The following is a 14,977-nucleotide window of genomic DNA, read 5'->3' on the forward strand; positions in this document are numbered from 1 at the left end:
GGCCTTGGATGACGGGCACGCCAGAGTCCGCCCTGGGTTACAGCACGAAGTCGCTGGCCGTCAGGGCGCGGTCGGCGATGACGTTGATGGCGAAGTCGGAGACCTTGTCGCCGTTGACGTCGGCATAGACCACCTGGATCGCCCCGGCCGTCACCACCCGCAGCCCGCCGCCCGCGCCGGTGTAGGCGCCGGTGCCGAAGGTGAAGGCGGTGTCGCCGTTGCTGGAGTTGCCGTCGGCGTCGATCGCCGACAGGTCGATCCTGTCGCCGGTCGAGACGTCCAGGATCGTGTCCTTGCCGAGGCCGGAGACCGCGCTGTCGGACAAGGCCGTGTAGACGAAGCGGTCGGCGCCGTCGCCGCCCTTCAGGGCATCGCCGCCTCCACCCCCGGTGAGCACGTCATCGCCGGCCATGCCCCACAGGGTGTTGGCGCCGGCGTCGCCGGCCAGGGTGTCGACGAAGCCCGAGCCGATCACCTGCTCGAAGCCGCTCAGCGTGTCGCCCGCGGCGTCGCCGCCGGAGACGTCACCCGTGGCGAGATCGACCGACACGCCGGCGGCCGAGCCGAGATAGCTCGCGGTGTCGATGCCGTCGCCGCCGGTCAGCGTGTCGGCCCCGGCCGCGCCTTCGAGCGTGTCGTTGCCGTCGCCGCCGTCGAGCCGGTCGTCGCCGGCGCCGCCCAGGATATTGTCGTCTCCCGCCTCGCCGAAGACCTGGTCGGCCTCGCTGCCGGCGTCGACCGAGTCGTTGCCGATGCCGCCATGGATGGTGTCGATCCCGGCGGCGCCGACCAGGCGGTCCGCCCCGTCGCCGCCGGAGAGCGCGTCGTTGCCGCCTTCGCCGGAGAGCGCGTCGTCGCCGCCATTGCCGACGATGGTGTCGTCGCCCAGCTCGCCGCCGATGATGTTGCGGGCGTTGTCGCCGGTCAACTGGTCGCCCTGGCTGGAGCCGTACAGGTTCTCGATGTTGTCGAGCTGGTCGCCCGCGGCGTCGCCGCCCGAGGCGGTGTCCGCCAGCAGGTTGACCACGACCGCTGCGGTCGAGCCCTGGTAGTTGGCGAAGTCCGAGCCGGCGCCGCCGTCCAGCACATCGCCGCCCCCGCCGCCGCGGAGCTGGTCGTCGCCGGCCCCGCCGCCCAGCGCGTTGACGCTGCCGTTGCCGTACAGCCGGTCCGTCTGGGCAGAGCCGGTCAGGTTCTCGATGCCGGTCAGCGTGTCGCCCTGGGCGTCGCCGCCGGTGCCGGTTCCCGCGATGAGGTCGACGACCACCCCGGCCGCCGAGGCGGCGTAGGAGGCGGTGTCGATGCCGGCATCGCCCTGCAGCGTGTCGGCGCCGGCGCGGCCCTGGAGCGTGTCGTTGCCGTCGCCCCCGGCCAGGACATTGGCCGCGGCGTCGCCGGTCAGCGTGTCGGCGAAGGCCGAGCCGGTGAGGTTCTGGATGCCGGACAGGGTGTCGCCCTGGGCGTCGCCGCCCGAGCCCGCGCCGTTGACCGTGACCACGACCGCGGCGGCCGAGGCGGCGTAGGTGGCGGTGTCGCTGCCGGCGCCGCCATCCATCGCGTCGGCGCCGGCGCCGCCCTGGAGCGTGTCGTCGCCGGCGCCGCCGGCCAGGGCATTGGCCCCGGCGTCGCCGGTCAGGGTGTCGGCGAAGGCCGAGCCGATGAGCTTCTCGATGCCGGACAGGGTGTCGCCCGTGGCGTTGCCGCCGGAGGCGGCGCCATTGACCGTGACCACGACCGCGTCGGCCGAGGCGGCATAGGAGGCGGTGTCGGTGCCGTTGCCGCCCTGCAGCGTGTCGGCCCCGCCGAGGCCCTGGAGCGTGTCGTTGCCGTCGCCCCCGGCCAGGACATTGGCTGCGGCGTCGCCGGTCAGCGTGTCGGCGAGGGCCGAGCCGGCCAGGTTCTCGATGCCGGACAGGGTGTCGCCCGTGGCGTTGCCGCCCGAGGCGGCGCCATTGACCGTGACCACGACCGCGACGGTCGATGCGGCATAACTCGCCGTGTCGGTGCCGGCGCCGCCCTGCAGCGTGTCGGCACCGGCGAGGCCCTGGAGCGTGTCGTTGCCGTCACCCCCGGCCAGGACATTGGCCCCGGCATCGCCGGTCAGCGTGTCGGCGAAGGCTGAGCCGGCCAGGTTCTCGATGCCGGACAGCGTGTCGCCCTGGGCATCGCCGCCCGAGCCCGCGCCGTTGACCGTGACGGTGACCCCGGCGGCAGAGGCCGCGTAGGTGGCGGTGTCGGTGGTGCCGTCGCCGCCCTGCAGCACATCCGCGCCGCCGAGGCCCTGCAGCGTGTCGCCGCCCGCGCCCCCGGCCAGGGTGTTGGCCCCGGCGTCGCCGGTCAGCGTGTCGGCGAAGGCCGAGCCGATCAGGTGCTCGATGGCGGTCAGGGTGTCGCCCTGGGCGTCGCCGCCGACGCCGGCGCCGTTGACCGTGACGGCGACCCCGGCGGCCGAGGCGGCGTAGGTAGCGGTGTCGATGCCGGTGCCGCCGTTCATCGCATCGGCCCCGGCGCCGCCGTCGAGCAGGTCATTGCCCCCTTCGCCCGACAGGATGTCGGCAGCGGCGGCGCCGCTGAGAGCATTCGCCCCGGCATCACCGGTCAGCGTGTCGGCGAAGGCCGAACCGGCCAGGTTCTCGATGCCGGACAGGGTGTCGCCCGTGGCGTTGCCGCCCGAGGCGGCGCCGTTGACCGTGACCACGACCGCGACGGTCGATGCGGCATAGCTTGCCGTGTCGATGCCGGTGCCGCCCTGCAGCGTGTCGGCGCCGGCGAGGCCCTGGAGCGTGTCGTTGCCGTTGCCGCCGTCCAGGGTGTTGGCCCCGGCATCGCCGGTCAGCGTGTCGGCGAAGGCCGAGCCGGTCAGGTTCTCGATGCCGGACAGGGTGTCGCCCGTGGCGTTGCCGCCCGAGGCGGCGCCATTGACCGTGACCACGACCGCGACGGTCGAGGCGGCATAGCTCGCCGTGTCGGTGCCGGCGCCGCCGGTCAGCGTGTCGGCGCCGGCGAGGCCCTGGAGCGTGTCGTTGCCGTCGCCGCCCGACAGGACGTTAGCTCCGGCGTCGCCGGTCAGCGTGTCGGCCGAGTCCGAGCCGGTCAGGTTCTCGATGCCGGCCAGCGTGTCGCCTGTGGCGTTGCCGCCCGAGGCGGCGCCGTTGACCGTGACCACGACCGCGACGGCCGAGGCGGCGTAGGTGGCGGTGTCGATGCCGGTGCCGCCGTTCATCGCATCGGCCCCGGCGCCGCCGTCGAGCAGATCATTGCCCCCTTCGCCCGACAGGATGTCGGCAGCGGCGGCGCCGCTGAGAGCATTCGCCCCGGCGTCGCCGGTCAGCGTGTCGGCGAAGGCCGAGCCGACCAGGTTCTCGATGGTGGACAGGGTATCGCCCGCGGCATCGCCGCCCGAGGCCGTGCCGGCCAGCAGGTTGACCGCGACAGCGGCGGTCGAGGCGGCGTAGGAGGCGGTGTCGGTGCCGGCGCCGCCCTGCAGCGTGTCGGCACCGGCGAGGCCCTGGAGCGTGTCGTTGCCGTTGTCGCCGGCCAGGACATTGGCCCCGGCGTCGCCGGTCAGCGTGTCGGCGAAGGCCGAACCGGTCAGGTTCTCGATGCCGGACAGGGTGTCGCCCGTGGCGTTGCCGCCCGAGCCCGCGCCGTTGACCGTGACCACGACCGCGGCGGCCGAGGCGGCATAGGTCGCGGTGTCGCTGCCGGCGCCGCCATCCATCGCATCGGCGCCGGCGCCACCCTGGAGCGTGTCGTCGCCGTCGCCGCCGGCCAGGGCATTGGCCCCGGCGTCGCCGGTCAGCGTGTCGGCGAAGGCCGAGCCGATGAGCTTCTCGATGCCGGCCAGCGTGTCGCCCTGGGCATCGCCGCCCGTGCCGGTGCCGGCCAGCAGGTTGACCGCGACCGCGGCCGAGGCGGCGTAGCTCGCCGTGTCGAAGCCGGCGCCGCCCTGCAGAGTGTCGGCGCCGCCGCGGCCCTGGAGCGTGTCGTCTCCGTTGCCGCCGGCCAGGACATTGGCCCCGGCGTCGCCGGTCAGCGCGTCGGCGAGGGCCGAGCCGATGAGGTTCTCGATGCCGGACAGGGTGTCGCCCGAGGCGTTGCCGCCCGAGGCGGCGCCGTTGACCGTGACCACGACCGCGACGGTCGATGCGGCATAGCTTGCCGTGTCGATGCCGGCGCCGCCCTGCAGCGTGTCGGCGCCGGCGAGGCCTTGGAGCGTGTCGTTGCCGTCGCCCCCGGCCAGGACATTGGCTGCGGCGTCGCCGGTCAGCGTGTCGGCGAGGGCCGAACCGGTCAGGTTCTCGATGGCGGACAGCGTGTCGCCCGTGGCGTTGCCGCCCGAGGCGGCGCCGTTGACCGTGACCACGACCGCGACGGTCGATGCGGCATAGCTCGCAGTGTCGGTGCCGGCGCCGCCGGTCAGCGTGTCGGCCCCGGCGCCACCCTGGAGCGTGTCGTTGCCGTTGCCGCCGTTCAGCACATTGGCCGCGGCGCTGCCGGTCAGCGTGTCATTGAGGGTCGATCCGATGACATTCTCGATGGCCGCCAGCGTGTCGCCTTGAGCGTCGCCGCCGGTGCCCGCGCCGGTCAGCAGGTTGACCGCGACTGCGGTAGCCGAGGTGGCGTAGGTGGCGGTGTCGTTGCCGTCGCCGCCCTGCAGCGTGTCGGCGCCGGCGAGGCCCTGGAGCGTGTCGTTGCCGTCGCCCCCGGCCAGGACATTGGCCCCGGCATCGCCGGTCAGCGTGTCGGCGAGGGTCGAACCGGTCAGGTTCTCGATGGCGGACAGCGTGTCGCCCGTGGCGTCGCCGCCCGAGGCGGCGCCGTTGACCGTGACCACGACCGCGACGGTCGATGCGGCATAGCTCGCCGTGTCGATGCCGGCGCCGCCCTGCAGCGTGTCGGCGCCGCCAAGGCCTTGGAGCGTGTCGTTGCCGTTGCCGCCGTCCAGGGTGTTGGCCCCGGCGTCGCCGGTCAGCGTGTCGTTGAAGGCCGAGCCGGTCAGGTTCTCGATGGCGGTCAGGGTGTCGCCTGCGGCGTCGCTGCCCGAGCCGGCGCCGTTGACCGTCACCACGACCCCGGCGATCGAGGCGGCGTAGGCGGCGGTGTCGATGCCGGTGCCGCCGTTCATCGCATCGGCCCCGGCGCCGCCATCGAGCAGGTCATCGCCCCCTTCGCCGGACAGGATGTCGGCAGCGCCGGCGCCGCTGAGGGCATTCGTCCCGGCGTCGCCGGTCAGCGTGTCGTTGAAGGCCGAGCCGGTCAGGTTCTGGATGCCGGACAGGGTGTCGCCCGCGGCGTCGCCGCCCGAGGCGGCGCCGTTGACCGTGACCACGACCGCGACGGTCGATGCGGTGTAGGTGGCGGTGTCGATGCCGGCGCCGCCGATCAGCGTGTCGGCCCCGGCGCCACCCTGGAGCACGTCGTTGCCGTTGCCGCCGTTCAGCATATTGGCCGCGGCGTTGCCCGTCATCGAATCGATGAAACCCGAGCCGACCAAGTTCTCGATGCCGGTCAGGGTGTCGCCCTGGGCGTCGCCGCCGGTGGCGATGCCGGCGGCCAGGTTGACGGTCACCCCGGCACTGGAGCCGCCATAGGCAGCGGTGTCGGTGCCGGCGCCGCCGTTCAGTATGTCGCCGAACCGGCCGCCTTCGAGCGAGTCGTTGCCGGCCCCGCCGATGAGCGTGTCGATGCCGCCGGAGATGCTGACGCCGCTGGAGCCGTCGCCGAAGAGGCTGTCGTTGCCATTGCCGCCGTTGAGCGTGTCGGCGCCGTTGTACCCCGCCAGCGTGGTGTTGCTGTTCAGGTTGGCGGTCAGGTTGTCGTTGAACCCCGAGCCCATCGCCGCCGCGAAGGCGGCGAGGGTGACGCCCCCGGTCGCGGTCCCGGCGGTCAGGTTGATGGTTATGCCCGAGCCCCAGCCGCGGGCGTCGATGGTGTTCCCGCCGGAGCCGCCGATCAGCGTGTCGGCGCCGCCGCTGATCCGGACGTAGTCGTTGCCGGCGCCGGCGTCGATCGTGTTGACCCCGCCGTCGCCGGTGAGCTCGTCGTCGAAGGCGCTGCCGATCAGGTTCTCGATGCCGGACAGCGTATCGCCCGAGGCGTTGCCGCCCGAGGCGGCGCCATTGACCGTGACCACGACCGCGTTGGCCGAGGCGGCATAGCTCGCCGTGTCGGTGCCGGCGCCGCCCTGCAGCGTGTCGGCCCCGGCGCCACCCTGGAGCGTGTCGTTGCCGCCGCCGCCGGCCAGGACATTGGCTGCGGCATCGCCGGTCAGCGTGTCGGCGAAGGCCGAGCCGACCAGGTTCTCGACGCCGGACAAGGTATCGCCCTGGGCGTCGCCGCCGAGCCCGGCGCCGGTGACCAGGTTGAGGGTCACGCCGGTGGCCGAGGCGGCGTAGGCGGCGGTGTCGATGCCGGTGCCGCCGTTCAGGATGTCGCCGAGCTGGCCGCCTTCAAGCGTGTCGTTGCCGGCTCCGCCGATGAGATTGTCGATGCCGCCGGAGACATTGTACCCGCCGTACCTGTCGCCGGAGAGGAAGTCGCTGCCATTGCCGCCATTGAGCGTGTCGTTGCCGTCGTACCCGGCCAGGTCGGTGGCGGCGTTCAGGTTGGCGGTCAGGACGTCGTTGAAACCCGTGCCCACCACCGTCTCGAAGCCTGAGAGGATGAGGCCCCCGGTCGCGGTCCCGGCGGTCAGGTTGATGGTCATGCCCAGCCAGCCGCGGGCGTCGAAGATGTCCGCGCCGGAGCCGCCGATCAGCGTGTCGGCGCCGCCGCTGATCTGGATGTAGTCGTCGCCGGCGCCGCCGTCGATCGTGTTGACGCCGCCGTCGCCGCCGAGCCGGTCATTGAAGGCGCTGCCGATCAGGTTCTCGAAGCCGCTCACGCTGTCGCCCGAGGCGTCGCCGTCGGCAGCGACGATGTTCAGGTCCACCAAGACGCCCGAGCTGGAGTTGGCGTAGCTGAGCGTGTCGATGCCGGCGCCGCCGTTCATGACGTCGGCGCCGGCGCCGCCCTGGATGGTGTCGTTGCCGCCGCCGCCGCTGAGCGTGTCGGCGCCGGCGAGGCCGTTGATGATGTCGATGCCGTCCGGATTGGCCGGATTGCCCGGATCGGTCCCGGTGAGGGTGTCGTTGTCCGCGGTGCCGTTGATGGTCTGGGTCACGGTTCGTCCCCCGCTGTCGAGGCAGCGCCGCCGATGATCGGGGAGGAGCGGCCGAGCTGTGAAATGTGCCCGGCCGGCCCCGGGACTCAGAATGAAGCAGATTTAGCAGAGGCTCTGCATATTATGTTAGGCAAATCGTCACCCCAACCTGCCGATCGGCGCTTCCTTGGATGACGGGCACGCCAGAGTCCGCCCTGGGTTACAGCACGAAGTCGCTGGCCGTCAGGGCGTGGTCGGCGGTGACGTTGATGGCGAAGTCGGAGACCTTGTCGCCGTTGACGTCGGCATAGACCACCTGGATCGCCCCGGCCGTCACCACCCGCAGCCCGCCGCCCGCGCCGGTGTAGGCGCCGGTGCCGAAGGTGAAGGCGGTGTCGCCGTTGCCGGAATTGCCGTCGGCATCGATCGCCGACAGGTCGATCCTGTCGCCGGTGGTGAAGTCGGCGATGACGTCCTTGCCGGCGCCCGAGACGGTGCTGTCGGAGAGGGCGGTGTAGACGAACCGGTCGTTGCCGGCGCCGCCCTTCAGCAGGTCGCCGCCGCCGCCACCGGTGAGCACGTCGTTGCCGGCCATGCCCCACAGGGTGTTGGCGCCGGCGTCGCCGGCCAGCGTGTCGACGGAACCCGAGCCGATCACCTGCTCGAAGCCGCTCAGCGTGTCGCCCGCGGCGTCGCCGCCGGAGACGTCACCCGTCGCGAGATCGACCGACACGCCGGCGGCCGAGCCGAGATAGCTCGCGGTGTCGATGCCGTCGCCGCCGGTCAGCGCATCGGCCCCGGCCGCGCCTTCGAGCGTGTCGTTGCCGTCGCCGCCGTCGAGCTGGTCGTCGCCGGCCCCGCCCAGGATGTTGTCGTCTCCCGCCTCGCCGAAGACCTGATCGGCCTCGCTGCCGGCGTCGACCGAGTCATTGCCGATGCCGCCATGGACCGTGTCGATCCCGGTGGCGCCGACCAGGCGGTCCGCCCCGTCGCCGCCGGAGAGCGCGTCGTTGCCGCCTTCGCCGGAGAGCGCGTCGTCGCCGCCATTGCCGACGATGGTGTCGTTGCCGAGCTCGCCGCCGATGATGTTGCGGGCGTTGTCGCCGGTCAGCTGGTCGCCCTGGCTGGAGCCGTACAGGTTCTCGATGTTGTCGAGCTGGTCGCCCGCGGCGTCGCCGCCCGAGGCGGTGTCCGCCAGCAGGTTGACCACGACCGCTGCGGTCGAGCCCTGGTAGTTGGCGAAGTCCGAGCCGGCGCCGCCGTCCAGCACATCGCCGCCCCCGCCGCCGCGGAGCTGGTCGTCGCCGGCCCCGCCGCCCAGCGCGTTGACGCTGCCGTTGCCGTACAGCCGGTCCGTCTGGGCAGAGCCGGTCAGGTTCTCGATGCCGGTCAGCGTGTCGCCCTGGGCGTCGCCGCCGGTGCCGGTCCCCGCGATGAGGTCGATGACCACCCCCGAGGCGGAGGCGGCGTAGGAGGCGGTGTCGATGCCGGCATCGCCCCGCAGCGTGTCGGCCCCGGCGCCGCCCTGGAGGGTATCGTTGCCGTCGCCCCCGGCCAGGGCATTGACCCCGCTATCGCCGGTCAGCGTGTCGGCGAAGGCCGAACCGATCAGGTTCTCGATGGCGGTCAGGGTGTCGCCCGCGGCGTCGCCGCCCGAAGCGGCGCCGTTCACCGTGACGTTCACTGCTGCGGTCGAGCCGATGTAGCTCGCGGTGTCGACCCCGGTTCTGCCGTTCAGCGTGTCGGCCCCGTCGCCTCCCTCCAGCAGGTCGTTCCCGCCGCCGCCGATGAGGATGTTGGCCCCGGCGTCGCCGGTCAGCGTGTCGGCGAAATCCGAGCCGCTCAGGTTCTCGATGCCGGTCAGCGTGTCCCCCGCCGCATCGCCGCCCGCCGCCGCCCCGTTCACCGTGACGACCACCCCGGCCGTCGCCATCGAGATCGAGTAGTCCACCCAATCGTCGGTTCCGGCACCGCCATCCATGACGTCGCCACCGGCCCCGCCCGAGAGGGTGTCGTCGCCGGCGCCGCCGGTCAGGGCGTTCGCCCCGGCATCGCTGTACAGCACGTCGTCGAAGGCCGAGCCGACCAGGTTCTCGATGCCGGACGTCGTATCCCCGGCGTCGCCGCCGAAGCCGTTTCCGACCACCGATATTTTCACTCCCACGGTCGAGTCGGCGTAGCTCACGGTATCGACCCCGGCGCCGCCGTTCATGGTGTCGCCGCCGGCCCCACCGATGATCAGGTCGTTGCCGTCGCCCCCGTCCAGGGTGTTGGCCCCGGCGTCGCCGATCAGGGTATCGGCGAAGGCCGAGCCGGTCAGGTTTTCGATCCCCGTCAGGATGTCGTCCGCGGCATCGCCGCCCGACGTGGTGCCGGACGTGAGGCTGAGAACGATGCCCGCGGCCGAGGCGGCATAGCTCGCCGTGTCGATGCCGGCGCCGCCCTGCAGCGTGTCGGCGCCGGCGAGGCCCTGGAGCGTGTCATTGCCGTCGCCCCCGGCCAGGACATTGGCCCCGGCGTCGCCGGTCAGCGTGTCGGCGAAGGCCGAGCCGGTGAGGTTCTCGATGCCGGTCAGCGTGTCGCCCTGGGCATCGCCGCCGAAGCTGGCCCCGTTGACCGTGACCACGACTAAGGCGCCCGAGGCGGCGTAGGTGGCGGTGTCGGTGCCGGCGCCGCCCTGCAGCGCGTCGGCGCCGCCGAGGCCCTGGAGCATGTCGTCGCCGTTGCCGCCGGCCAGGATATTGGCCCCGGCGTCGCCGGTCAGCGTGTCGGCGGAGGCCGAGCCGGTCAGGTTCTCGATGTCGTTCAGCGTATCGCCCGCGGCGTCGCCGCCCGAGGCCGTGCCGGCCAGGAGGTTGACCGCGACTCCCACGGCGGAGGCGGCATAGGTCACCATGTCGATGCCGGTGCTGCCTGCCAGGATGTCCGCGCCGCCGCGGCCCTGGAGCGTGTCGTTGCCGCCGCCCCCGGCCAGGACATTGGCCCCGACATCGCCGGTCAGGATGTCGGCCTGGGCCGAGCCGTAGACATTCTCGATACCGGTCAGGGTGTCGCCCTGGGCATCGCCGCCGATGCCGGTGCCGGCCGCGAGGCTGACCGTGACGCCCGCGGCGGAAGGGATGTAGTTGGCCCCGTCGCTGCCGGCCCCGCCTTGCAGGACGTCCGCGCCACCGTCGCCCTTCAGCACGTCGTCGCCGGCACCGCCATCCAGGACATTCGCCCCGCCATCGCCGGCCAGGGTGTCGTCGAAGGCCGAACCGGTGATGTTCTCGATGCTGATGAAGCTGTCGCCCGTCGAGTCGCTGCTGCCGCCCGGCGTGCCGCCGGTCGCGAGGCTGGCACTGACGTTCGTGACCGAGGCGGCATAGGAGGCGGTGTCGGTGCCGGCGCCGCCCTGCAGCGTGTCGGCGCCGCGGCGGCCCTGGAGCGTGTCGTTGCCGTCGCCTCCGGCCAGGAGGTTCCCCGCGACGTCGCCGGTCAGGGTGTCGGCGAGGGCCGAGCCGATCAGATTCTCGATGCCGGACAAGGTGTCGCCCGTGGCGTTGCCACCCGAGGCGGCGCCGTTGACCGTGACCACGACCGCGACGGTCGAGGCGGCATAGCTCGCCGTGTCGGTGCCGGCGCCGCCGGTCAGCGTGTCGGCCCCGGCGAGGCCCTGGAGCGTGTCGTTGCCGTCGCCGCCGGCCAGGACATTGGCCCCGGCATCGCCGGTCAGCGTGTCGGCCAAGGCCGAGCCGGTCAGATTCTCGATGCCGGATAGGGTGTCGCCCGTGGCGTTGCCGCCCGAGGCGGCGCCGTTGACCGTGACCACGACCGCGTCGGCCGAGGCGGCGTAGGAGGCGGTGTCGGTGCCGGCGCCGCCCTGCAGCGTGTCGGCCCCGCCGAGGCCCTGGAGCGTGTCGTTGCCGTCGCCCCCGGCCAGGACATTGGCTGCGGCGTCGCCGGTCAGCGTGTCGGCGAGGGCCGAGCCGATGAGGTTCTCGATGCCGGACAGGGTGTCGCCCGTGGCGTTGCCGCCCGAGGCGGCGCCGTTGACCGTGACCGCGACCGCGACGGTCGATGCGGCATAGCTCGCCGTGTCGGTGCCGAGCCCGCCCTGCAGCGTGTCGGCGCCGGCGAGGCCCTGGAGGGTGTCGTCGCCGTCGCCCCCGGCCAGGACATTGGCCGCGGCGTCGCCGGTCAGCGTGTCGGCGAAGGCCGAGCCGACCAGATTCTCGACGCCGGTCAGGGTGTCGCCTGCGGCGTCGCCGCCCAAGCCGGCGCCGTTGACCGTGACCACGACCGCGACGGCCGAGGCGGCGTAGGTGGCGGTGTCGATGCCGGTGCCGCCGTTCATCCCATCGGCCCCGGCGCCGCCGTCGAGCAGGTCATTGCCCCCTTCGCCCGACAGGATGTCGGCACCGGCGGCGCCGCTGAGAGCATTCGCCCCGGCGTCGCCGGTCAGCGTGTCGGCGAGGGCCGAGCCGAAGATGTTCTCGATGCTGGTCAGCGTGTCGCCCTGGGCATCGCCGCCCGTGCCGGTGCCGGCCGCGAGGTTGACCGTGACGGCCGCGGAAAAGGCGTAGTCGGCCGTATCGCTGCCGGCCCCGCCTTGCAGGATGTCTGCGCCGCTGCGGCCCCACAGCAAATCGTCGCCGGCGCCGCCATCCAGGACATTCGCCCCGGCATCGCCGGTCAGGAAGTCGACGAAGGCCGAGCCGATGACATTCTCGATGCTGCTGAAGCTGTCGCCCGCGGCGTCGCCGCTCTGCCCGGTGTTGTTCGAGAGGCTGACAGCGACGCCCGTGGCGGAGGCGGCATAGGAGGCGGTGTCGGAGCCGTTGCCGCCGTCCAGCGTGTCGGCGCCGCCGAGGCCGGCCAGGACATTGGCCCCGGCGTCGCCGGTCAGCGTGTCGGCGAAGGCCGAGCCGGTCAGGTTCTCGAAGCCGCTCAGGGTGTCGCCCGCGGCATCGCCGCCCGAGGCCGTGCCGGCCAGGAGGTTGACCGCGACTCCCGCGGCGGAGGCGGCATAGGTCACCGTGTCGGTGCCGGTGCTGCCCGACAGGCTGTCCGCGCCGCCGAGGCCCTGGACCGTGTCGTTGCCGGCGTCCCCGCCCAGGAAATTCGCTCCGCCATCGCCGGTCAGGGTGTCGGCCAGGGTCGAGCCGTAGACCTGCTCGATGCCGGTCAGGGTGTCGCCCTGGGCATCGCCGCCGGTGCCGGTGCCGGCCGCGAGGTTGACCGTGACGCTCGCGGCGGAAGGGATGTAGTAGGCCCTGTCGGTGCCGGCCCCGCCTTGCAGGGCGTCCGCGCCACCGTCGCCCTTCAGCACGTCGTCGCCGGCGCCGCCATCCAGGACATTCACCCCGCCATCGCCGGCCAGGATGTCGTCGAAGGCCGAACCGGTGATGTTCTCGATGCTGATGAAGCTGTCGCCCGCGGAGTCGGCGTCGCCGCCCGGCGTGCCGCCGGTCGCGAGGCTGGCACTGACGTTCGTGACCGAGGCGGCATAGGAGGCGGTGTCGGTGCCGGTGCCGCCTTGCAGCGTGTCGGCGCCGCGGCGGCCCTGTAGTATGTCGTTGCCGTCGCCCCCGGCCAGGACATTGGCCCCGGCGTCGCCGGTCAGCATGTCATTGAGGGCCGAGCCGGTCAGGTTCTCGATGCCGGTCAGGGTGTCGCCCGTGGCGTTGCCGCCCGAGGCGCTGCCGTTGACCGTGACCACGATCGCGACGGTCGATGCGGCATAGCTCGCCGTGTCGGTGCCGGCGCCGCCCTGCAGCGTGTCGGCGCCGCCGAGGCCCTGGAGCGTGTCGTTGCCGTCGCCGCCGTCCAGGGTGTTGGGCCCGGCGTCGCCGGTCAGGGTGTCGGCGAGGGCCGAACCGGTCAGGTTCTCGATGCCGGACAGGGTGTCGCCCGTGGCGTTGCCGCCCGAGGCGGCGCCGTTGACCGTGACCACGACCGCGTCGGCCGAGGCGGCATAGCTCGCCGTGTCGGTGCCTGCGCCGCCGATCAGCACGTCGGCCCCGGTGCCGCCGGCCAAAATGTTGGCCCCGGCGTCGCCGGTCAGGGTGTCGGCGAAGGCCGAGCCGGTCAGGTTCTCGATGCCGGTCAGGATGTCGCCCTGGGCGTCGCCGCCGGAAGCCGTGCCGGCCAGTAGATTGACTGAAACCGCGGCGGCCGAGGCGGCGTAGGCGGCAGTGTCGATGCCGGTGCCGCCCTGCAGCGCGTCGGCCCCGGTGCCGCCATCGAGCAGGTCGTCGCCCCCTGCGCCCGACAGGATGTCGGCACCGGCGGCGCCGCTGAGAGCATTCGCCCCGGCGTCGCCGGTCAACGTGTCGGCGAGGGCCGAGCCGACCAAGTTCTCGATGCCGGTCAGGGTGTCGCCCGAGGCGTTGCCGCCCGAGGCGGCGCCATTGACCGTGACCACGACCGCGACGGTCGATGCGGCATAGCTCGCCGTGTCGGTGCCGGCGCCGCCCTGCAGCGTGTCGGCGCCGCCGAGGCCCTGGAGCGTGTCGTTGCCGTCGCCGCCGGCCAGGACATTGGCTGCGGCATCGCCAGTCACCGTGTCGGCGAAGGCCGAGCCGATGATGTTCTCGATGCTGCTGAAGCTGTCGCCCGCGGCGTCGCCGCCCGACGTGGTGCCGGTCGTGAGGCTGAGACTGACGCCCGCGGCGGAGGCGGCATAGCTCGCTGTGTCGGTGCCTGCGCCGCCAATCAGCGTGTCGGCCCCGGCGCCGCCGGCCAAAATGTTGGCCCCGGCGTCGCCGGTCAGGGTGTCGGCGAAGGCCGAGCCGGTCAGGTTCTCGATGCCGGTCATAGTGTCGCCCGCGGCGTCGCCGCCGGAAGCCGTGCCGGCCAGCAGGCTGACTGCGACCGCGACGGCCGATGCGGTGTAGGTGGCGGTGTCGATGCCAGCGCCGCCCTGCAGCGCGTCGGCGCCGCCGAGGCCCTGGAGCGTGTCGTTGCCGGCGCCCCCGGCCAGGACATTGGCCCCGGCGTCGCCGGTCAGGGTGTCGGCGAAGGCGCTGCCGATGAGGTTCTGGATGCCGGTCAGGGTGTCGCCCGCGGCGTCGCCGCCCGAGGCGGCGCCGTTGACCGTGACCACGACCGCGGCGGCCGAGGCGGCGTAGGAGGCGGTGTCGCTGCCGGCGCCGCCCTGCAGCGTGTCGGCACCGGCGCCACCCTGGAGCGTGTCGCCGCCGCCGCCGCCGGCCAGGAAGTTCCCCGCGACATCGCCGGTCAGGGTGTCGGCGAAGGCCGAGCCGGCCACGTTCTCGATGCCGGTCAGCGTGTCGCCCTGGGCATCGCCGCCCGTGCCGGTGCCGTTGACCGTGACCACGACCGCGACGGCCGAGTCGCTGTAGACGGCGGCGTCGATGCCGGCGCCGCCCTGCAGCGTGTCGGCGCCGCCGCGGCCCTGGAGCCTGTCATCGCCGTTGCCCCCGGTGAGGACATTGGCCCCGGCGTCGCCGGTCAGCGTGTCGGCGAGGGCCGAACCGGTCAGGTTCTCGATGCCGGACAGGGTGTCGCCCGAGGCGTTGCCGCCCGAGGCGGTGCCATTGACCGTGACCACGACCGCGTCGGCCGAGGCGGCATAGCTCGCCGTGTCGGTGCCGGCGCCGCCCTGCAGCGCGTCGGCGCCGGCGCCGCCCTGGAGCGTGTCGTTGCCGCCAAGGCCGCTGAGCGTGTCGGCGCCGGCGAGGCCGTTGATGATGTCGATGCCGTCCGGATTGGCCGGATTGCCCGGATCGGTCCCGGTGAGGGTGTCGTTGTCCGCGGTGCCGTTGATGGTCTGGGTCACGATTCGTCCCCCCGCTGTCGAGGCAGCGCCGCCGATGATCGGGGAGGAGC

General features: G+C 73.2%; 2 protein-coding genes. Both read right to left on the reverse strand.

The annotated features are described in order from the left end of the window. Positions 1–37: 37 nt before the first annotated feature. The gene (locus tag QFZ27_RS12210) at positions 38–7,165 is read right to left on the reverse strand and encodes a hypothetical protein (RefSeq protein WP_429226658.1); all 7,128 of its coding nucleotides are present in this window, start codon (positions 7,163–7,165) and stop codon (positions 38–40) included. A 199-nt stretch (positions 7,166–7,364) separates the two neighbouring features. Continuing rightward, entirely contained in the window at positions 7,365–14,927 is a 7,563-nt protein-coding gene (locus tag QFZ27_RS12215; RefSeq protein ID WP_429226659.1) for a hypothetical protein, read from the reverse strand. Positions 14,928–14,977 lie beyond the last annotated feature (50 nt).

The sequence above is a fragment of the Inquilinus ginsengisoli genome, assembly GCF_050434925.1.
GTDB classification, from domain to species: domain Bacteria; phylum Pseudomonadota; class Alphaproteobacteria; order DSM-16000; family Inquilinaceae; genus Inquilinus; species Inquilinus ginsengisoli_B.